Here is a 19,973-nt window from a genome sequence, read left to right as displayed (position 1 = left end):
ATGCTAATTATATTCGATTTTCCAGCTTATAAGCTTCAACTCCGGTTAATATCATCGTGCGCTACACAATATTTCACAGCTATTTTGATTACTACAAGTTTAAAACGTCTAAATATTTATCCCAAATCTCTGCAGTATAACTATCATTCCAAAATATACGGTAACCATGACTATCGTAGAAATAGCCAGTGAGATATAAAAATTTAATTCCATTTTTAATAATACTGGTAAAGTTATAAAAAAGGATAAGGAAGGGATAACCATCCAGAAAATGCTCTTTGATACCTGAGCTACCTGAGCTTTACTTCCAGTATCTATATAAAGCCAGATAATTCCTAAGTACGAAACTAAAGGTAGTGAGGCCAAAATCGCACCTAACAGAGAACTCCTTTTAGAAACTTCGGAGATAGCTACGATTATTACTGCTGAAATTATAGTTTTAAATATTAAATAGGCCATTAGTATCTACCCCTAAGTATCATAATCTTTATTATGTAACTCGAAAATAATATTTAATCATTAATATTTTTAAAATACTGAATAAATTCTTTTTTATTTAAAAAGATTTGATTTTTAATCCCCAGTTCTTGAGCTAAAGCAGTAACCGAAGGTATCTCTAAATGAGCTTTTTTGAGTATCTCCTTTTGGGCAAAAACTTCAGCAGTTGGTCCGTCAGCCAGAATCTTTCCCTGATTCAACACAATTATTCTTTCAAAAACTTCTGCTACAAAATCCATATCATGATTAATGGTAAGCACCAATTTACCTGATTCAATCTCTTCTCTGATAATTTTTTTGATTAAAGCTATATTTCTATAGTCCTGACCGATAGCAGGTTCATCAAAAATAATAATCTCAGGCTCCATGGCCAGAATAGAAGCAATAGTAACCAATTTTCGTTCTGAAAGACTTAAATCATAGGGGTTTTCAGCAGCTATTTCCGAAAGTCCAAGTCTTTCAATAGCTTTTCTGGCCCTCTCCTCTGCTTTATTTTCTTCAATATCAAGATTTAAAGGTCCAAACTTTACTTCTTCCAGAACATTATTTTTAAAAATCTGGTCACTTGGATTTTGAAAAACCAGTCCAATCTCACGGGCTAAAGCAGCAGCAGTATGTTCTTTTGTATTCTTATCATTAATTAAAATATTCCCTTTTTGGGGTTTTAAAAGTCCTTTTAGCAGTTTGACTAAAGTAGTTTTACCTGCCCCGTTCTGACCAATTATTGCTGTAGATTTCTCAGCAAGAGAAAAACTAAGATTTTTGAGTACTGGTATTCCTTGACTATAATGAAATGAAAGATTATTAACCGATATTTTTGCCATACTTGGCCACCAACATTTCTTTGAGTTCTGATTTTCTAATAGGGTACTGATTCTTTTCATTTTTTAATCCTAATTCCCTGGCTATCTCAGTATATATGGGTGCTCCCATTCCCATCTGCTCCAGGTCGTTTCGAGAAAAAACTGCTGCTGTGTTATCATAAGCTGCAATTTCTCCCTGATTTAAAAATAGAATCTTATTAGCATAGTCAGCTAACTTATTTAATTTCTGACTGACCAGAATAACAGTTAAATTCTCTTCTCTTAAGCGAGAAACTGCTTTAAAAACCTCTTCTGTTCCCTGTGGATCAAGCTGTGAGGTGGGTTCATCTAAAACGAAAACATCTGGTTTTAAAGCCATAATACTTGCAATAGCCAGCTTCTGCATCTGACCTCCTGATAATTCAAAGGGATTATTATCTTTTACTTCATTTAAATCCATTAAATTAAGATATTTATCAATTCTGGTGATCATTTCTTCTCTTCCTAGCCCATTATTTTCCAGACCAAATGCCAGCTCATCATAAACACTCAGTTTAGCCCCAGAAATCTGGTTAAAGGGATTTTGAAAAACCAGACCAACTTTTAAAGATAATTCAGCAATACTGCTGTTTAAAGTATTCAGGTTATCAATTAAGATCTCCCCTTCAAATTCTCCTTTGTAGAAATGAGGAATCAGTCCTACAAGAGATTTACAGAGAGTCGATTTTCCTGCTTTATTAGGACCAACCACTCCTATAAAGTCACCTTTTTCGACTTCCAGAGAAATATTGTTTAAGGCTTTATTTTCCGCAAGTGAATACTTATATGATAAATTATTAATAGTAATTTTTTTCATAAAACCAGCCTCCAGGCCAATACTGCCGCTAAAAATAATAAGAAGAAAATTCTAAGCTGTTTCATTCCTCCAGGTACTTTTTCCTGATGCAGGAATGTTTTTTGAGTAGCAGCAGAAAACCCTCTAACCTCCAGAGCTATTGAGCGCTCATGAGTGTTTACCAGAGAACTCATAACCAGAGGTCCAATCAGTGGTATAAAAGCTTTAATCCGAACCCAGAGACTACCCTCTGTTTCCATTCCGCGAGCTCTCTGGGCATCCATAATTATAGAAGCATTACTGGACATCATAGGTATTATCTGCAGAACTGAGTGCATAATATAGCCCAGTTTTGCCGGCATTCCTCTTCGCACCAGTGATTCTATCATCTCAGTTGGTGGTGTAGTTAAGATTAGAAGAGAAAAAGCTAACAAAACATTAATTGCTCTTACCGAAATTCTGGCCGCATAAAGTATTCCTTCAACATAAAAATTTAAATTAAATAAACTAAAAAGTTCTGTCTGATTTGCATCATAAAACATACCCTGAATAATAAAAATAGTAAGGATGATTATAAATACAAAGCTAATTATAGGGAGCACCTTTTTTACTACCCTGCCCAGCAGCAGAAATAATAAATTAATTAAAGTTAAACTTGTCGAAAAAATTAAAGTCGGTAGAATAAATGGCGAAATTACAGAAACAAAAACATAAATAATTTTTGTAAACGGATCAATCTTGTGAATTAAACTATCTCTTTTTACATATAAACTGAGAGATCTCAAGCTTCCGTCCTCCTCTATTAGCTTTCTTCAAAAAGTACAGTTATTCGCTTAGGTAAACCCTGATAAATAATAAAGGCAATAATAGTAGTTGCTATTTTATCAGGTAAGTCTACTGCCAGTTCATCCAGTCCAGAAGCAAGCCAGACTGGCCAATTTGCCGAACGAAGAATTCCAAAGAGAGCATCTCCCCAAATATTTCCTGTCTGTCCTCCCCAAAAAATTATGTTGATCGGCGTAGAAACAACTGTTGATATTCCTGCAATAACAAGTCCCATTATCACAGCCCTTTTCATACTTTTAACAAATCCCATTCTGGCCATAACCCCAGCAGTAATACCAATAGCAATGCTGGTAATTCCATAGGCAAAAGAAACAGGACTGATTGTCAAACCATAAATCGCATTATTTATTCCACCACTAATAGCTCCCACCCAGGGTCCAGCAAGAATACCAGCCAGGATTGTACCAATTGAGTCCAGCCAGAGTGGTAATCTTAAAGTCTGAGCAAATAATTTCCCCACATAGTTAATTCCGATACTGACAGGTATCAAAACCAGTGCCATAGTGGAGAAATTAAACGACCATAAATTCTTTTTTTGATTATTTTGCATAATCTTTCCTCCTTAGTTTAATTAATCAAAAAATTTTCCTTAACAATTAACTTATTATGATATTTCTTTGAAAAAAAATTAATTCCTGCTTAATATACTGTAAATAATATTAATTTATACCACTCCCAAAATAAACTTGACAGCTAAATAATTTTATGCGATAATATTAATTGATAATAATTATCAATATCAAATAGTAAATTATAAATCAAAATAATAGGAGGTACATAAGATGTCATTAGTAGGAAAAGAAGTACTGCCTTTTAAGGCACAGGCATATCAAAATGGAGAATTTTTAGAAGTTACAGAGGAAGATTTTAAAGATCAGTGGAGTGTGGTTGTTTTTTATCCGGCTGATTTTACCTTTGTCTGCCCGACTGAATTAGCAGATTTACAGGAGGAATACGATACTTTAAAAGACCTGGGTGCTGAAGTTTATTCAGTTTCTGCAGATACCCACTATACTCACAAAGCCTGGCATGATAATTCGCCAACAATCGGTGAAATTGAATTTGTGATGGTTGGAGACCCCTCTCATACCCTCTGCAAAAACTTTGATGTTTTAATTGAGGAAGAAGGTCTTGCCGATCGCGCAACCTTTATAATTGACCCAGATGGAATAGTTCAGGGTATAGAAATCAACGCTGGAAATCTCGGGCGAGATGCAAGTTCCATTGTCAGCAAAATTAAAGCTGCTCAATATGTAAGGAACAATCCAGAGGAAGTTTGTCCTGCCAAATGGAAAGAAGGAAGTCGAACTCTTAAGCCAGGGCTAAACCTTGTTGGTAAAATATAAAAACTTAAAATACTATAAAATATCTAGCCACCGTTCACTGATAGTGATTGGTGGCTTTTTTAATTTATACTATTAGAACAATCCTCGCCAAAAATAAAGCTTAAACTTTATTTTTTTAGATATCTCTTACACTGTTAAGTAAATTATTTTTCTTTATTTACTTCTTCATAAATATTTTCTGACATTCTTCTTAATAATTTTCTGACCATAATGTCTTCTTCCTCACTAAAGTCTGAAGCCAGTACTCTTGTAATATCTTTAAAAATTTCTTTTATTTCTCCCTTTAAAGCTTCTCCTTTTTCCGTCACATATAAATTCTTCACCCTTCTATCATTTTTGTTTCTTCTCTTTTCTATATATCCCTCTTCCACCAATCTATCCAGCAGTTTTGAAATAGTTACCTTATCGGATTTATAAATCTCGGTCAGTTCTTCCTGATTGACACCCTGGTTATCGTACAAAACTTTTAAAATGTGAACCTGATCAATATTTAAATTAAATTTATTTGCTCGTTGATTAATATAATATTTTATATGTTTTGAAATTGTTGTGATATAGCGACCCAGTGATTCCCTCATTTAAATCCTCCTTCTAGTAAAATATTCTTTTATTATAGTATAATTCTAGCACAGTTAAAAAACAGTTTCAAATACAAACTATATAGTTGCAATTATAAACTATAGCTGTTATAATTAGTAATAGTTGAAAAATGAAACTAGTTAGGGAGATGATAATTTTGAAAAAAATAACTGAAGCAAAATTAACAGAAGGAAATATAACAACTCAATTAATTAAATTAACACTACCGATGATTGTTGGAATGCTGGGGATGGTTCTTTTTAATTTAACTGATACATATTTTGTAGGGCAGCTGGGAGCTGATCAACTTGCAGCTCTTTCTTTTACTTTTCCGATAGTCTTAATTATTAATAGTTTTATTCTAGGAATTGGAATTGGAACTACTTCGATTATCTCAAAATATATTGGAGGTAAAGAACAAAATAAAGTTAGAAGAACTGCCACTGATAGTTTAACCCTGGGACTTATAATGACTACTGTAATTATCCTTATTGGAATATCAACTATTCGACCTCTCTTTTCACTACTGGGAGCAAAGGGTATTATTTTAGATTATATTGTAGAATATATGTCTATCTGGTATTTTGGCTCTTTTATGGTGGTAATACCAATGATCGGAAATAATATAATCAGGGCTCTGGGGGATACTAAGGTGCCTGGTCTAATTATGGGAATTAGTGCAGCGGTCAATATTATTCTTGATCCCATACTTATTTTTGGCTATGGACCTTTTCCTACTCTTGGGATTAGCGGGGCTGCTATTGCAACAGTTTTTGCCAGAACTATTACCGCTATCACCGCACTTGGAGTCCTACATTTTAGAGAAAACATAATTTATTTTGGGAAATTCGAAATTAAAAAAGCGATAGAATCGTGGAAAGGAATACTTTACATTGGTATGCCAAATGCTTTAATTCAAATGGCATTACCGGTCAGTTCAGCCATTATAACCAGGTTACTTGCTTCTTATGGTGTAAATATAGTTGCAGGCTTTGGAGTAGCAACTAAAATTGAATTTTTTGCAATGTCATTTATAATGGCCTTAAATTCAGTTATGGGTCCCTTTATCGGTCAAAATCTTGGTTCAAAATTATTTAAAAGAGTAGATAAGGGTTTTAAATTTGGAGAACTTTTTTCACTGCTGATCGGTATCACAATTACAGTAATTTTAGTTGTTTTTGCTGAACCAGTTGCCAGAATCTTTAACTCTAATCCCGAGGTAATAGATACAGTAGTCAAATATTTAGTAATTGTATCTTTCACTTATGGTTTTCAGGGCATATTAAAAATTAATTCTACCATCTTAAATGTTCTAAATAAACCTGTACATGCTGCTTTATTAATTTTTACTCAGACATTTATCCTTTATATACCGCTTGCTTATCTGGGGTCTAATTTAATCGGAATTGGAGGAATCTTTGGAGCTCTTGCTCTATCCTATCTTCTTTCTGGAATCTTAGCTCACAAAGCAGTTAAAAAATATTTGAGAGAATATAAAGCAGATTTCATTTAGCTGTCCAGCTGCTCTTTTTTGCAACTATAATAATCAAAATTATTGATACGATCAATAATCCACCGGTTTCTAAAGCTAAATTGAATAGCTTTAATTGACTGACTCCCATAATCTGCTGTAAAGCTCGGGCAAGGTGGGTTAGCGGCAGAAAACGGCTTAAGCTCTGAAAATAGGAAGGTAGGAATTCTATTGGAAAATAAATCCCGGAAAAAAAGATCATAATTGTCAGCAATATACTTGCAGCCTGAAAAGCACTGTCTGCTTTTTTGAAAAATAATGTAATTAAAGCACCAAAACCCATCATGATAACTGTTCCAATAAAGATATAAGGGATAAAAAGCAGCCAGTTGATAGCAAAACTAACTCCAAAAACAATTCTGCTGGCGATCAAAATTAAAAACATGCTCAAAATTGATGCCGGCATCCTGCTTGTTATCAAAGCCAGAACAAAAGCATTTTTGTTGATGGGAGCTGCTGCCATCCGTTTTAAAACTCCCTTTTCTTTATAATAGATAAAAACCTCGACTATTACAAATAATCCTGAAGAAGCAAGTCCTAAAGCAATCAAGCCGGGAAATAATGATAAAAATTGAGTTGAACCTGCTGCCGGAGCTGTAGTTGAAGATTCTGTATCAATAATTACTGTTTCTAAATATTCATTTAGATTTTTTTCTCTTAAATTAATTTCTCTGGCAATTGAATAAGCCTGCTGCTCCAGAGCTGGATTATCCTGAATTCTGGCAGGATTAAAGGCAAATTCCAGACTGTTATCACCAACAATTAGTAGAGCTTCTGCTTCATAATTCCTTAAAAGCTCCTCTCCCGCTTCCAGACTGGAAATATATTGAAAACTTAAACTCTGGTTTTCATTTATTACCTCTTCTAATTTATCCTGTTCAATTGTTGCCTGATCACTATAATAGATAAGTAATCTATCAGGCTGACTCTGATCATCTCCACTGTAAAGCGAACCAAAAATCAACATAAATATAAGTGGTAATAAAAGCACAAAAAATATAGTCTCCTTATTGCGCAGAAAACTCAGTGTTAAAATTTTGGTATTATTTAAATACTGTTTTAACATCATGATTCACCTCCAGGATTCCAGCTGAATTTGTAGCTTGAAATTATAATTGAGCCAAACATCCAGATAGCCGGAACAAAAAGATTAAGTATAAGCGAAGTTGGACTTGGATAAATTCCCAGTGCATCTCGCATTCCATTAACCAAATAGTACATCGGATTTATTTTTGCTGCCAGAGATATAACTCCTGACAAATTAGAAACTTCAAAGAACATCCCACCCAAAAAAGCCATCGGATAAATCACAGCCTGAGTTACTACACCAACTGACTCCTTGTTTTTAACTATTGATAAAAGAAAAAAGCCGAGAGCAATAGAAACAATCAGAGAAAACAGCATATAAAATATAAATTCTGGTCTGAAAATTGCCAGATTGATATCAAAAAATATTTTAGCCCAACCATAAATTAAAACGACCTGGGTACTTGAAAGCAGAATAATAAAACCAAGTATCCCGCTAAAATATTCAACTGCTCTTAAAGGAGTTGCAAAATACCTTTTAAGAATTCCTCTAGCCCTCATCGACGAAATCTTTTCCACAAAAATTTCAAGACCTGAAATTAAAAAACTAAAAAGTATAATTCCGGGTACTAAAAATTCTGCAAACGAAAAGTTACTTCTGCTTTCAGATTCCATTATCGCTATTTCTCTGCTGCTGACATTTATCAGCTCATCTCTGCTGATATTCCCCTCTGCTATATTGATTTCTCTATTTAATTCATTAATAATACTGGTAATCACATCGGCAGCAATAAGAGAAAGCTGTCTTTCCGGCTGGCGATAAATTTCTAATTGAACTTTTTCGCCCCATTCTACTTCCGGAACCACTAAAACTAACTCTCTCTCACCTGACTCAAGTTTTTTTCTTTCTTCCTGCAGAAAATTTGATCTGCTTTGATTTTTCTTTTTTCTATAAAATTTAAACCATCGGCTTTCATCAGAATCTTCTATTGAATCAAATACAGTATTAATTATTACTGGATAACTATTATCAGCCATGCCTTCTTCGATTTCCGGACTGACTATACTAATTCTAAAAGTTACATTTTCCTCAATCTGACCTCCGAAAATAAGAACCAGGATAGTCATTAAAATCAATGGAAAAATCAGGTTCCAAAAAATTGAATATTTATCTCGTAAGTGCTGCCGCAGATGTTGCAAAAAAATACTTTTTATGGCTCCCATCAGTCACGCAGCCCCTTTCCTGTTAATTCAATAAAAACATCTTCCAGATTTGGTCTTCTAATTTTTAAATTATCAATTTCAACTTCTTTTTCACCTGCCCATTTAATCAACTCAGTCAAGGAAGAAGAAAGATCTTTAACATAAATAGAAATTTCAGACTCTGTTATTTTTAGCTCTGGATAAGTCTCCTGCAGCTCTTCAATTGCTGAATCTGTAAAACCAGTTTTTGCAAAAACGATTACATTTTCTTTTCCCAGATCTTCAATCAATTTTTCCGGACTGCCGTCTGCAATGATTTTACCCTGATCCATGATATAGACATAATCTGATAGTCTTTCTGCTTCCTCCATGTAATGAGTTGTTAAAAAAACTGTTTTACCAGCTTTTTTCAAATCTTTTATTAAACCCCATAATTTTCGTCTTGCCTGAGGGTCAAGCCCGGTTGTTGGTTCATCCAGATATAGAATTTTGGGATCATTGATTAAAGCAAGTCCTATAGATAGGCGCTGTTGTTGTCCACCCGAAAGATTTTCTACAAAAGAATCTTTTTTATCCTCAAGAGAAATTTTCTTGATAATATCACTCGTCGAAAGTGAATTTTTGTAAAACGAACTGAACATTTTAAGAATCTCTTTCACTTTTATTTTTTCTATATAGTTATTTTTCTGCAGCAGAACTCCAATCTCTTCTTTTTCTTTTTTCGAAATCTTAGCTACTGTTTCTCCAAAAAATTTTATTTCTCCACCATCTTTTTCTTTTAGGCCTTCAAGTATTTCTATTGTAGTAGTTTTTCCAGCCCCATTTGGCCCTAAAAGTGTAAATATCTGGCCTTTTTTAACGTAAAATGATATTCCAGCAACAGCTTTGAGAGACCCATATGATTTTTCTAAATCAATAATTTCTACTGCTTTAGTATTTTCAGCCATTATTCTGATCCTCCTTTGAAATAATTTGAGTTTGTATGGTTATATATAAGTATATGATGTTGTTAGATTTTGTCAATAGAAAAATAAAAAAACTCTCAAACCAGAAGAAACTGGCCCAAGAGCATTAATATAATGTGAAATATATTTTATTATTGAATTTATTCAACGTGAAATAATAATTTCTAATTCTGAGTCAGCAAATAAATAAAATAAGGAGCACCAATCACAGCCACCATTATTCCAGCTGCTACACCCTGAGGCTGAAAGATGTTGCGCCCAATCGTATCAGCCAGAAGCAGCAGCCAGCCACCTATCAGGATAGCTATTGGCATAAAAAGCTGATGTCTCTTCCCGATTAGAGTTTTAGCTATATGTGGTGCCATTAAACCGACAAAGGCAATGCCCCCAGTCACAGAGACAGAAGCAGCGGCCAGACCAACGGCAATAGCAAGTAAAATCGCCTGTTCTTTTTCTACTCTCATACCGACTCCTACAGCAATAGAATTGCCCAGAGCCAGTATATTCAGGCGATTGGACATATATAAGGCTGCCGGCAGCAGTATTAAAAGCCAGGGTAAAAGTGCGAGGACAAAAGGCCAATCTGTTCCCCAGATATCACCAGCCAGCCAGCGAGAGATAAATTCAACTTTAGAACGATCAGCAGATGAAATCAAAACCATCATCGCTCCCGATAAAGCGGTAGAAAAACCAACTCCAACTAAAATCAATTTAATTGGTTTCAAACCAGAATTACGATCATAGGAGAAAAAATAAATTAAGATAGCAGTTATTAATGCTCCTGCAAATGCTACCAGTGGCAGCAGATAAATAAAGGACCCTACCTGTAAGGGAAAGTAAAGAAAAAATAGGGCCACTGCAAAACCAGCTCCAGAATTAATCCCAATAATGCCCGGATCAGCCAGATCATTTCTGCTTAATCCCTGCAGAATTGAGCCCGAAAGAGCAAGTGCCATCCCCGCCAGTAAAGTTATAACCAACCGGGGCAGCCGAATAGAAAATAGGACAAAATTTTCATTAAAGTTTCCCTGGCCTAATAAAACAGGAATTATTCTGCTGAAAGATAATTGAGAAGTCCCCAGTCCCAGGCTGAAGATAACTGTAGCCAGGATAAGAAAAACTAGTATAAAAATAATTAAACGTTGTCTTTTAATAGTCTCTGGATGGATCATGCAAAATCTCTTCTCCTTTTGTTGACAATTATTAAAAAGAACGGAAGTCCCAGCATGGCAACAACTGCTACAACTGGAGTTTCATAGGGAGCATTGATGGTTCTTGCCAGCAGATCAGCCAGCAGCATAAAAGCAGAACCTGAGAGTGCAGAAAGCGGCAGCACAAAGCGGTAATCTCTACCCACAGCTGCCCGCACAATATGAGGAATCATTAACCCTAAAAAGACTATATTTCCAACCAGGGCAACCGAAGCTCCGGTTAGAACAATGATAATAATAAATAAAAATACCTTAATTCTAAAGATGTTTTGTCCCAGACCAACCGCAATTTCCTCTTTTAAACTGAGGATAGTTAGCTGTCTGGACAGAAAAAAAGTAGCTGCCAGACCGACCAACACAAAAGGAATTATCAGTTTTAGCTGTGTCCAGGAGATACCAACCAGTCCACCTGCAGTCCACATTGAGACATTTTTTGAAATCTGAAAATAGAGACTAATCCCTTTTGCTAAAGCATAAAGAAATGTAGAAACTGCAGAACCAGCAAGTACAATTCTAAAAGGAGAAAATCCTTTTTTATTCAGAGAAGAAATTCCAAATACCAGTCCAGCTCCCACTGCAGCTCCGATAAAACTGGCAAGTATATTTCCAAAATAATTGAGTGCAGGGAAAAGTGCAATTGCCAGAGCCAGAGCGGCATTTGCCCCAGCAGTCAGTCCAAATAAACCCGGATCAGCCAGGGGATTTCTGGTCATTCCCTGCATGATGGCTCCAGCCACTGCCAGAGCTGCTCCAACAACTACAGCTGCTACTGCCCGGGGCAGCCGGATTTCCTGAATTATTAAAATATCATCTCCAGTTCCAGAAGCAGTTAGGGCCTGCCAGACCTGAGCTGCAGAAATCTCAGCTGCACCAAAGACTACTGCCAGAAAAAAACTAGCTACTAAAATTAACAGACTGGCAAGTAGAATAAAACTAAAAGATAAGCTATTCACTTTATTTTTCTTTAGATCAAATTTCATAAAAAAACCTCTTTATTATCAAGATTAGTTATTTAGAAAGCTCTCTTTTATAAACTCCAGTTGATATTCTAAAGTAATTGGATCATTAAAATAAAACTTTTTGGAATCTGCCTCAAAGACTCTGCCATTTTCAACTGCAGGAATATTTTTATAGGTTTCTGTTTCCTGGAATGATGTATCTGTCTCAGAATTTTTGCTAATGATTAGATAATCCCCGGCAACTTCAGGTAACACTTCAAAAGAAAGGGCATGAAAACCAGCTTCCAGTGCCAGTTCCTTAACTCTCTCAGGCATCTTCAGTTCCATTTCCTGATATAAGATTTCTGTTCCCCGGGCCCAGTTTTCTCCAAAAACATATAATTCCTTATCAAAATTCTCAATCACAGTCACAGTTGCATCTTCACCGATCTTATCTTTAATTTCCTCTCCTGCTGCCTGAGCTCTTGTTTTGAAGTCTTGAATCCAGGCTCTAGCCTCTTCTTCTTTATTCAGCAGTTTAGCAATCTCTAAATGCTGTTCCAGATAATCAAGCTTACCATAAGTAAAAGTTACAGTTGGCGCAATTTTATTTAATCTACTTAAATTTTTGATATTAGAGAGACCAATAATCAAATCAGGATTAAGCTCCAGTATTTTTTCTAAATTCTCATCAGTTACTGCCGGAACAGCTTCCAGATCATAATTGGGATTGCTTTTTGACCAGGAATCTACTCCCACTAAATTAACATCTAAAGCAAGTACATTACCGGTAAAAGAAGAAAGTACTATTACCCGCTCCGGATTAGCAGGCACTTCTACGGGTCCATTTTCTGATTGATATGTAATCATTTCTCCCTTGTTTTCTGCCAGCACAGCAGAATTTAGACTAAAAGCCAGAAGCAGTATCAGCGTAATTGTTATAATTTTTTTCATCTTTGTCTCCTCCATTTATAATATTATAGGTTACACACATTGGTTTATCTGTTATCGGATCTCTCCCAATCAAAGCATCAATATTGAATATTTCTTTTAATACTGATGCAGAAATTACTTCTTCCGGATCACCAGCTTTAACGACTTTTCCATCTTTCATTGCAATAATATAATCTGCAAATCTAGCTGCCTGGTTTAAATCATGCAGCACCATAATAATTGTTCTTCCCTGCCTTTTATTTAAATCATCCAGCAGTTTTAGTACTTCTAATTGGTGGGCCAGATCAAGATAGGTAGTAGGTTCATCTAAAAATATGGTGTCAGTCTCCTGGGCCAGGGCCATAGCAATCCAGACCCGCTGTCTCTGGCCTCCAGAAAGAGCATCTACAGAACGATACTTAAACTCATCTGTTCCGGTAACCTCCAGCGCCCAGTTGATCACTTCATAATCCTTTTTAGTTAATCTTCCTAACCCACTCTGATAAGGAAAACGACCATAGGAAACTAATTCTCCTACTGTCATTCCAGTAGCCATTTCCTGAGTCTGGGGCAGAATTGATATTTTTTTTGCCAGTTCTCTGGTATCAGTACTGTTTATATTTTGACCATCTAAAATTATTTCACCCGAATTATAGGGTATTATTCTGGTCAGAGCTTTGAGCAAAGTTGATTTACCACTGCCGTTGGCTCCAATAATTGCTGTTATTTTATGTTCAGAAATTTCTATATTCAAACCTTTAACCACCAGGGTATCATCATAGCCAACATTTAAATCCTTAGTTTTTAATAAAATAAAATGCACCTCCCAGATTGATAAAATACTAATTAAATCTAATTGAAAATGAAATCGATTCTCATTTAATTGCAAAAAAATAGACTACTGCAAAACTAAAGTAGTCCATTATAGTATACGATATGCCTGTAAATATATCAAACCTAATATAATTCCACATTTAAAAATATAAGTAAATTACTAGAATTTAATAAAAAATACTCTTATTTCCTCAGGTAATTGATCTTTCGCTTCAACTACCCCGTTTAAGTTTTTACTACCAGATTTTAGGTATCAATCTTTTTGTTTTCTCCATATATTCTTTATACTCCGGTAGTTTATCAACCAAAAATTTTTCTTCAACTTTTATTCGCCATAAAAATCCAGTTATCGTTATTAATGAAAGAAGGAGACTATAATATGAATTCAAAACTAGAGGGAAGGCAGTTATCTGTATTATATTACCTGTATAAGCCGGGTGCCTGATATATTTATAAATTCCAGATTTGATTATTTTCTGTTCTTCCCAGTTTTCTATATCTCTTGAAAAAAACTTGCCCAGTCTTTTAATTGCCAGCCCCCGAATTATTATCCCCGAAATAATTAATATACTTCCAAGTATTGTAAAGAAAATATTATATCGCTGCAGATACAGATATTCGATCACCGGAACTATTAATGCAACAAACCAGGTTAATGATAAATAATGACTTGTTGCAAGGTATGACTTCCTATTTTCAGTTTTTTGTCCCTTATAAAAATATTTATCAGATAATAAACTGCAGCTAACTAGAACTAAATATAGATAGATGTAAAATTTGTTTATAGCTGATCTATTAGCCTCAATTAATCTCCAGGTATAAATTAATAAGATAATAATTACTATTTTAACTGCAATATTAATTTTTTTATTCATATTAATCACCGACTTTATAATTCAACTTAGTTATTTTAATCCCATGCTTGTTTTAACTTTACCCATTGTCTCTGCTGCAATTCCAGGTGAGGCATAATCAAATCTTGTTTCTCGATTGGAGTCAGTAGTGGCACTCATTATAGTTTCTCTTATTAGCACCGGGGCCTCAAGCAAACCAAACTGAATAATTAAATAAACCGGTTCCCACAGGTTCTAGTTTTTTGATTTAGACTTAAACTGGGTCATTCGCTCTAACCAGCCAACAGGAGTCACACAGTTTAAAAGCCAGATCAACTCGCTGTGCTCTGCTACATCAGACTATACAAAAATTATAGATCCTTCAGGATCAATTCCACAGGCCAGATACAGTGCAGCAACTTCTTTTATCTTTTTCGCAGATATTCTGGTTTAATACTCTAAGGAATTGTTAGAACGTGTAAATCAACAATACAAAAAATGTTATCATACTTCTTCTGGTTTTCTACCCATAAACTTAAATTTCCTACATAATTTCCAATATGTATTTGCCCTTACGTAATTGTATCTTATTTTTTATAATTCTATTTTACTTCTAGATAATTATCGAACTATTAATTAAATATAGTTCATTTTATCATTTAATATAATCTAAAGTAAAAAAATGGCTGGTTTTTTAAAACACAAATTCAGATTGTAAAATTTATGTTTTTAGATTCAAGTTCTTAAAAGTAGACGATTAAACTGGTGAAAGTTGTTGATTACATCATCAACTTCTGTTAGATTTAAATACTTATATTTATCTGACGCTGAAACCAGAGCAACTATATTACCGATTTTAGCTTTTCTAGCCGCCCTAATCCCGGAAATATTATCTTCAAAAACTAGACAATTCTCTGGTTCTAGTTTGGTCAGTTCCATTATATTTTGATAAAAATTAGAAATTATTTTATCAGAAACATGGTTTTTAACCCAAACTATATTTTTAGATTTAAAATAATTATTTAAATTGAATTTAGTAAGATAAAAACCAACATCTAAACTTCTAGTTTCCTGAATTAGCAAAGACTGAATCTGTCTTATTTTTAACTCTTTTAATAAAAATCTAGTTCCACATCTAAGCGCAAAATCACCGTTTTTCTGCTTCTGAAATAAAACCCCTTCAAACTTAAAAATCACAGTTTTCATAATAACACTCCCCTGAGAAAAAACCAGTTAAATTCTCAGCAATTTCAATCAACTGAGTAAATTATTTATTGACAGAAGTTTAACTGTTGAATATAATTATATTGACAATAAAATTGATAAACAATAATTAAATTGCCTTATTATATAATTATACTGCCATACTGAATTTTTTGTCTAAGGGGATGATCCACACTAATCTTGGAGAAAATGGATTTACCCTAAAAAAAGGTGAGGGCGCTTTTATTAATTCAAACGTACTTCATTCTATACAGATTGTAGGAAATAATCAAGGCTATTCTAAATGCTTATCAGGAGTATAAAAGTCAAACCTATGGTTTTTAATTTCTAGTACGCGATAATCTTTCCCGAGCTTTTTACCTAATAATTAAAAATATGCAGCCTGTGATTGACAAAGAGTTACAAAATAATAATACTGATACTCTGAGAATTAAAAAAATGCTGGATTTTATTCACAATAATTATGCCAGCAAGGTTAAGGTAGACCAAATTGCTGCAGCAGCCAGTATCAGTCAGCGAGAATGTTTTCGCTGTTTTAAAAATACTATTAATAGTTCACTGGTAGTTTATCTACTTAAATAATGACTTTCTGTTGCTGCTCGATTACTGAAGGATACAAGTATTCCGGTAACAGAAACTTGCTACAGGACAGGCTTTAACACCCCCAGCTATTTTTCAAAGGTATTTAAGCAATATATGCACTGTTCTCCCAGCAGCTACCGGAGTTAAAAATGGAGACCATGTTTTTAATCTATTTAAATTATTCCCATTTATAGTAGTGTAGACTACTTTAAACAGAAGAGATGACTTCTCTTTTATAGCTCTTTTGATCATATTTTCTGATAAGTCAACATTGGGTCTTTAAAATATAAACAAATTATATAATAGGCCATGATTACTTAATTATCAGAAATAGTAAACTTTATTTAATATAGCGCATACCGATTGATTCTGGTGCTGTAGCTTTAAATCCAAATTTTTGATATAAGAATTTAGCCTCTCCATCTGCTATTAAACTCAAATATGCATCTTTTGGTGCATTTTCTCGATAATACTCCATAAGCACTTCCATAATTTTCTTACCTAAACCTTTTCCTTGACATTGAGGTAATACAGCAATATCTGTAATTTGAAACGTGCATCCTCCATCTCCAATTATTCGTCCCATTGCTACTGTCTTCTCACTATCTTTAATATGCACTCCGAACCAACAGTTTTGAACACCCTTTCGAGCCCCTGCTTCATCTCGAGGACCAAGCGTAGTATTATTTCTAATATTGAGATAATCTTCAACTGTTGGAGGTTTTCTTATTACTTTATATTTATTCATTTAAATCTTCCTTTCATATTAAGTGAGCTAAATTCGAATAAATCTTAGATAATTTAGCTTTGTCCCCATTTATCTTATTTAATTTTTAATAAAACTTACTAGCCAAAGAACAATAAAACTTAGAATTGAAAAATATAATATGAATAATATCCAACTTTCAACTGATTTTAAAGTCAGCCACATAAATCCATATTCAACATGTTTACCGGTACTTTCAAAACCAGGTATACTAAGAATTGGAAAAGCTACTAAACCTACAATCATTGATATAATAGGGACAAAAGTTAATGTAGTTATTAAAAATCCAGATAATAAACTGATACCTAATTTCATTAATATTTTAATTTTATTTACCTCCCGAGACGAATAATTCAAAGAGATGAAAAAAATTATTGGCCAACATAAAGTCCAGGAAGACATTGTTCAAATGATTAAAGATTACTGTGATGAGTCTCCGCATCTGGACTACAGAATGATAACTGATTGAACTATACAGAAAATCTGAAAGTTAATCACAAGCGAATTTACCGCATTATGGAGGCTTTAGATCTCCTGCAGGATAAAATAGTTCCAAAACCTAAAAAATATCAATTAAGACAAAAACACGAACTAACTGGACCTGACCAGCTCTGGGAGATGGATCTGGTCCAGATGTATATAGGTAACAATGATCAGTGGGTATATATGTTTGATATATGTCTTCACTAGAGAAATTATAAGTCATCACGAAGGCCTAAGTTGCCGCACAAAAGAAGCTCTTAAAGCACTTAATAAAGCAGCAGAAAACCGAAATACTGATGATCGGATACTCAGAACTGATAATGGCGTTCAATTTAGAAGTCGAGAGTTTCAGACCAGGATTAGAGAACTTGATATATCTCATGAAAGAACAATGGTAAATACATCAGAAGAAAACCTCATATTGAGAGCTTTCACGGTACATTAAAAAGAGCTGAAGTATATCAAAAACATTATCTCAGTATAGCCCCACTATAGAAATTCTATTGCTAAATTTATTGATAAATACAATAACAGAAGACCATTTAATATTAAAATAAAATAATAAGCTGAAACAAGATACCCATTTTTTACTTCTTTAGACTAGTTATTTTAAACCCATACTTGTTTTGACTTCATCCATTGTCTTTGCTGCAATTCCACCTGCTTTTTCTTCTCCCTCTTTTAATACGTTATTCAAATAAGTTTCTTCATTAATTATTCGTTTGTATTTTTGCTGGATAGGCTTTAGTATTTCAATAACCACTTCTGCCAGTTCTTTTTTTAATTTGCCATACTTCCCATCCGAAAAATGATTTTCAATTTCTGCTTGAGTTTGATTTGTCAAAGCCTGATATAAAGTTAACATATTTTTAATTCCAGGTGAGGCATAATCAAATCTTGTTTCTCGATTGGAGTCAGTAGTGGCACTCATTATTGTTTCTTTTATAACCTCAGGTGAATCAAGCAGTCCAATAGCATGTCTTTTTTTGCTTTCACCAGTGCTTTTACTCATTTTAGCTTCCGGATCATCAAAGCCCATTATTCTGGCACCGCTTTTTCTAATCAATTCTTCAGGAACTTTTAGAACATTTCCATATAAATGATTAAAGCGTTGAGCAATATCTCTTGTAATTTCTATATGCTGTTTTTGATCTTCACCTACCGGCACTAAATCTGTGTTATACAACAAAATATCTGATGCCATCAAGACCGGATAATCAAATAAACCTGTCCCAACTGATTCTAGCTTTTTTGATTTAGACTTAAACTGAGTCATTCGTTCTAACCAGCCAACAGGAGTCACACAGTTTAAAAGCCAGGTCAATTCGCTGTGCTCTGGTACATCAGACTGTACGAAAATTGTAGATTCTTCAGGATCAATTCCACAGGCCAGATACAAAGCAGCAACTTCTTTTACCTTTTTTCGCAGGTATTCTGGCTTAATACTCTCAGGAATTGTCAGGGCGTGTAAATCAACAATACAAAAAATGTTATCATACTTTTTCTGGTTTTCTACCCACAAACTTAAGGCTCCTACATAATTTCCAATATGCATTTGGCCAGTGGGCTGAACCCCAGAAAAAACTCGCTTTTTATTTTCCATATTAAAACCTCCAGAATATCATTATAGTCATTTACTTCTTAATTTTATTATCTCTAAATATTTATTTTTTAATGCTTTCTAGCAGCTAAGATTATTTTAATGTTATACAGAAAATATTTATCTTATTATTTAAAATAAAAAGATTAGCTTATCCTGTTACATGATAGCCACCATCTACATGGATAATCTCCCCGGTAACCATAGTTGAAAGATCACTGAGTAAATAAAGTGCACTGGCAGCAACTTCTTCCTGTTTAACCAATCTTCCTAAAGGTGATTTCTCCTTAAAACTCTTCATTAAACCTCTGAAATCAGAAATACCGCTGGCAGCTCTGGTTAAAATTGGCCCGGGTGAAAGAGCATTAACTCTGATTCCATCCTGACCAAGATCAGCAGCTAAATATTTAACCGAAGACTCAAGAGCAGCCTTAGCAACCCCCATAATATTATAGTTTGGAATGACTTTCTCCCCTCCATAATAAGTAAGAGTAACTGCTGAGCCACCACTCTTTTTCATAAACGGGTAGGCCAGCTGAAGAGCTTTAACATAAGAATAAACACTTATTTCCATACTGCGGAGAAAACTATCTCGAGCAGTATTTACAAATTTACCTTTTAAATCTTCTTTCCGGGGTCCTCCCGCAATTGCATGAACAATAAAATCAAATTCGCCTTCAAACTCTTCTCCAATTTTCTTAAAAACTGCTTCAAATTCCTGATCATCTGTAATATCTAATTTATGATAACTTTTTGCCCCTATTCCTTCAAATAAAGGGATCACTTTTTCTCCAATTTTTTCATTTTGATATGTAAATGCAGTTTCTGCACCCTCTTCTTTTAACCTTTCTGCAATCTTCCAGGCCAATGATTTTTCATTAGCAACTCCCATAATTATACCTTTTTTACCTGCCATTAATTTAGACATCATAATTAC

The 19,973-nt window shown here is 34.1% G+C and carries 25 protein-coding genes and 1 pseudogene; 6 read left to right on the top strand and 20 right to left on the bottom strand.

What is annotated here, in order from left to right; all coding sequences use genetic code 11:
- Positions 1-108: 108 nt before the first annotated feature.
- The 5 genes from C7958_RS05040 to C7958_RS05020 are packed head-to-tail and all read right to left on the bottom strand — an operon-like array spanning position 109 to position 3,532.
- Positions 109-459 (bottom strand): DUF3147 family protein, encoded by a 351-nt coding sequence (locus C7958_RS05040; protein ID WP_111571579.1) that lies wholly within the window; start codon positions 457-459, stop codon positions 109-111.
- A gap of 53 nt (positions 460-512) precedes the next feature.
- Positions 513-1,322, bottom strand: a complete 810-nt coding sequence (locus C7958_RS05035) for an energy-coupling factor ABC transporter ATP-binding protein (protein ID WP_111571578.1) — start codon at positions 1,320-1,322, stop codon at positions 513-515.
- Complete coding sequence (locus C7958_RS05030; RefSeq protein WP_111571577.1) at positions 1,303-2,157, bottom strand: energy-coupling factor ABC transporter ATP-binding protein; 855 nt, start codon at positions 2,155-2,157, stop codon at positions 1,303-1,305. Before C7958_RS05030 ends, C7958_RS05035 begins: the two co-directional genes overlap by 20 nt.
- Positions 2,154-2,921: an energy-coupling factor transporter transmembrane component T family protein gene (locus tag C7958_RS05025; protein WP_166668551.1), complete on the bottom strand. Its 768-nt coding sequence runs from the start codon at positions 2,919-2,921 to the stop codon at positions 2,154-2,156. Before C7958_RS05025 ends, C7958_RS05030 begins: the two co-directional genes overlap by 4 nt.
- 17 nt (positions 2,922-2,938) lie before the next feature.
- On the bottom strand, positions 2,939-3,532 hold the full coding sequence (locus C7958_RS05020) for an ECF transporter S component (protein ID WP_111571575.1): 594 nt from the start codon (positions 3,530-3,532) through the stop codon (positions 2,939-2,941).
- 232 nt (positions 3,533-3,764) lie between these two features.
- Here C7958_RS05020 and ahpC point away from each other — a divergent pair, with 232 nt between their 5' ends.
- On the top strand, positions 3,765-4,328 hold the full coding sequence (gene ahpC, locus C7958_RS05015) for an alkyl hydroperoxide reductase subunit C (protein WP_111571574.1): 564 nt from the start codon (positions 3,765-3,767) through the stop codon (positions 4,326-4,328).
- 143 nt (positions 4,329-4,471) lie between these two features.
- On the opposite strand, the gene C7958_RS05010 is transcribed toward ahpC, so the two are convergent.
- Positions 4,472-4,906 (bottom strand): MarR family winged helix-turn-helix transcriptional regulator, encoded by a 435-nt coding sequence (locus C7958_RS05010; RefSeq protein WP_111571573.1) that lies wholly within the window; start codon positions 4,904-4,906, stop codon positions 4,472-4,474.
- Between the two features lie 158 nt (positions 4,907-5,064).
- Between C7958_RS05010 and C7958_RS05005 the strand changes: the two genes are divergently transcribed.
- Entirely contained in the window at positions 5,065-6,420 is a 1,356-nt protein-coding gene (locus C7958_RS05005; RefSeq protein WP_111571572.1) for an MATE family efflux transporter, read from the top strand.
- Here the strand turns inward: C7958_RS05005 and C7958_RS05000 are convergent.
- The 11 genes from C7958_RS05000 to C7958_RS04950 all read right to left on the bottom strand — a co-directional run bounded on the left by C7958_RS05000 (position 6,413) and on the right by C7958_RS04950 (position 15,587).
- Positions 6,413-7,504 (bottom strand): ABC transporter permease, encoded by a 1,092-nt coding sequence (locus C7958_RS05000; protein ID WP_166668550.1) that lies wholly within the window; start codon positions 7,502-7,504, stop codon positions 6,413-6,415. The genes C7958_RS05005 and C7958_RS05000 overlap by 8 nt on opposite strands.
- The gene (locus C7958_RS04995) at positions 7,504-8,688 is read right to left on the bottom strand and encodes an ABC transporter permease (RefSeq protein ID WP_111571570.1); all 1,185 of its coding nucleotides are present in this window, start codon (positions 8,686-8,688) and stop codon (positions 7,504-7,506) included. The genes C7958_RS05000 and C7958_RS04995 overlap by 1 nt, the downstream gene beginning before the upstream one ends.
- Positions 8,688-9,614: an ABC transporter ATP-binding protein gene (locus tag C7958_RS04990; protein ID WP_111571569.1), complete on the bottom strand. Its 927-nt coding sequence runs from the start codon at positions 9,612-9,614 to the stop codon at positions 8,688-8,690. Before C7958_RS04990 ends, C7958_RS04995 begins: the two co-directional genes overlap by 1 nt.
- 182 nt (positions 9,615-9,796) lie before the next feature.
- Positions 9,797-10,804: a FecCD family ABC transporter permease gene (locus C7958_RS04985; RefSeq protein WP_111571568.1), complete on the bottom strand. Its 1,008-nt coding sequence runs from the start codon at positions 10,802-10,804 to the stop codon at positions 9,797-9,799.
- Positions 10,801-11,823: a FecCD family ABC transporter permease gene (locus C7958_RS04980; RefSeq protein WP_111571567.1), complete on the bottom strand. Its 1,023-nt coding sequence runs from the start codon at positions 11,821-11,823 to the stop codon at positions 10,801-10,803. Before C7958_RS04980 ends, C7958_RS04985 begins: the two co-directional genes overlap by 4 nt.
- 24 nt (positions 11,824-11,847) lie before the next feature.
- Complete coding sequence (locus tag C7958_RS04975) at positions 11,848-12,735, bottom strand: iron-hydroxamate ABC transporter substrate-binding protein (protein WP_111571566.1); 888 nt, start codon at positions 12,733-12,735, stop codon at positions 11,848-11,850.
- On the bottom strand, positions 12,689-13,528 hold the full coding sequence (locus C7958_RS04970; protein ID WP_111571685.1) for an ATP-binding cassette domain-containing protein: 840 nt from the start codon (positions 13,526-13,528) through the stop codon (positions 12,689-12,691). The genes C7958_RS04975 and C7958_RS04970 overlap by 47 nt, the downstream gene beginning before the upstream one ends.
- A 256-nt stretch (positions 13,529-13,784) precedes the next feature.
- The gene (locus C7958_RS04965) at positions 13,785-14,423 is read right to left on the bottom strand and encodes a methyltransferase family protein (protein WP_111571565.1); all 639 of its coding nucleotides are present in this window, start codon (positions 14,421-14,423) and stop codon (positions 13,785-13,787) included.
- Positions 14,424-14,636: 213 nt separating this feature from the next.
- Complete coding sequence (locus C7958_RS16110; protein WP_375669758.1) at positions 14,637-14,696, bottom strand: hypothetical protein; 60 nt, start codon at positions 14,694-14,696, stop codon at positions 14,637-14,639.
- Between the two features lie 143 nt (positions 14,697-14,839).
- Positions 14,840-14,941, bottom strand: a complete 102-nt coding sequence (locus C7958_RS16105; RefSeq protein ID WP_375669757.1) for a hypothetical protein — start codon at positions 14,939-14,941, stop codon at positions 14,840-14,842.
- Positions 14,942-15,116: 175 nt separating this feature from the next.
- Positions 15,117-15,587 (bottom strand): HAD hydrolase-like protein, encoded by a 471-nt coding sequence (locus C7958_RS04950; RefSeq protein WP_111571563.1) that lies wholly within the window; start codon positions 15,585-15,587, stop codon positions 15,117-15,119.
- 456 nt (positions 15,588-16,043) lie between these two features.
- On the opposite strand from C7958_RS04950, the gene C7958_RS15595 reads away from it, so the two are divergent.
- Positions 16,044-16,187 carry a hypothetical protein gene (locus C7958_RS15595; RefSeq protein ID WP_166668720.1) on the top strand — a complete coding sequence of 48 codons (144 nt, stop codon included), beginning with the start codon at positions 16,044-16,046 and terminating at the stop codon, positions 16,185-16,187.
- An 18-nt stretch (positions 16,188-16,205) separates the two neighbouring features.
- Positions 16,206-16,334, top strand: a pseudogene (locus C7958_RS16100) (helix-turn-helix domain-containing protein); the annotation flags it as partial.
- Between the two features lie 193 nt (positions 16,335-16,527).
- Here C7958_RS16100 and C7958_RS04935 read toward each other — a convergent pair.
- Positions 16,528-16,935, bottom strand: a complete 408-nt coding sequence (locus C7958_RS04935) for a GNAT family N-acetyltransferase (protein ID WP_111571561.1) — start codon at positions 16,933-16,935, stop codon at positions 16,528-16,530.
- 483 nt (positions 16,936-17,418) lie between these two features.
- Between C7958_RS04935 and C7958_RS15590 the strand changes: the two genes are divergently transcribed.
- The gene (locus tag C7958_RS15590) at positions 17,419-17,643 is read left to right on the top strand and encodes a hypothetical protein (RefSeq protein WP_166668549.1); all 225 of its coding nucleotides are present in this window, start codon (positions 17,419-17,421) and stop codon (positions 17,641-17,643) included.
- Positions 17,603-17,881: a DDE-type integrase/transposase/recombinase gene (locus tag C7958_RS16095; protein WP_166668548.1), complete on the top strand. Its 279-nt coding sequence runs from the start codon at positions 17,603-17,605 to the stop codon at positions 17,879-17,881. The genes C7958_RS15590 and C7958_RS16095 overlap by 41 nt, the downstream gene beginning before the upstream one ends.
- 159 nt (positions 17,882-18,040) lie before the next feature.
- Here C7958_RS16095 and trpS read toward each other — a convergent pair whose 3' ends face one another.
- Positions 18,041-19,039, bottom strand: coding sequence for a tryptophan--tRNA ligase (trpS, locus tag C7958_RS04920; RefSeq protein WP_111571559.1), 999 nt, complete (start codon positions 19,037-19,039; stop codon positions 18,041-18,043).
- A gap of 148 nt (positions 19,040-19,187) precedes the next feature.
- Positions 19,188-19,967, bottom strand: coding sequence for an enoyl-ACP reductase FabI (locus C7958_RS04915; protein WP_166668547.1), 780 nt, complete (start codon positions 19,965-19,967; stop codon positions 19,188-19,190).
- Positions 19,968-19,973: the final 6 nt, after the last annotated feature.

Source organism: Halanaerobium saccharolyticum (assembly GCF_003259895.1).
Taxonomy (GTDB): domain Bacteria; phylum Bacillota; class Halanaerobiia; order Halanaerobiales; family Halanaerobiaceae; genus Halanaerobium; species Halanaerobium saccharolyticum_A.
The sequence above is the reverse complement of the archived record's forward strand: the minus strand, read 5'-3'. Positions and strand labels throughout refer to the sequence as shown.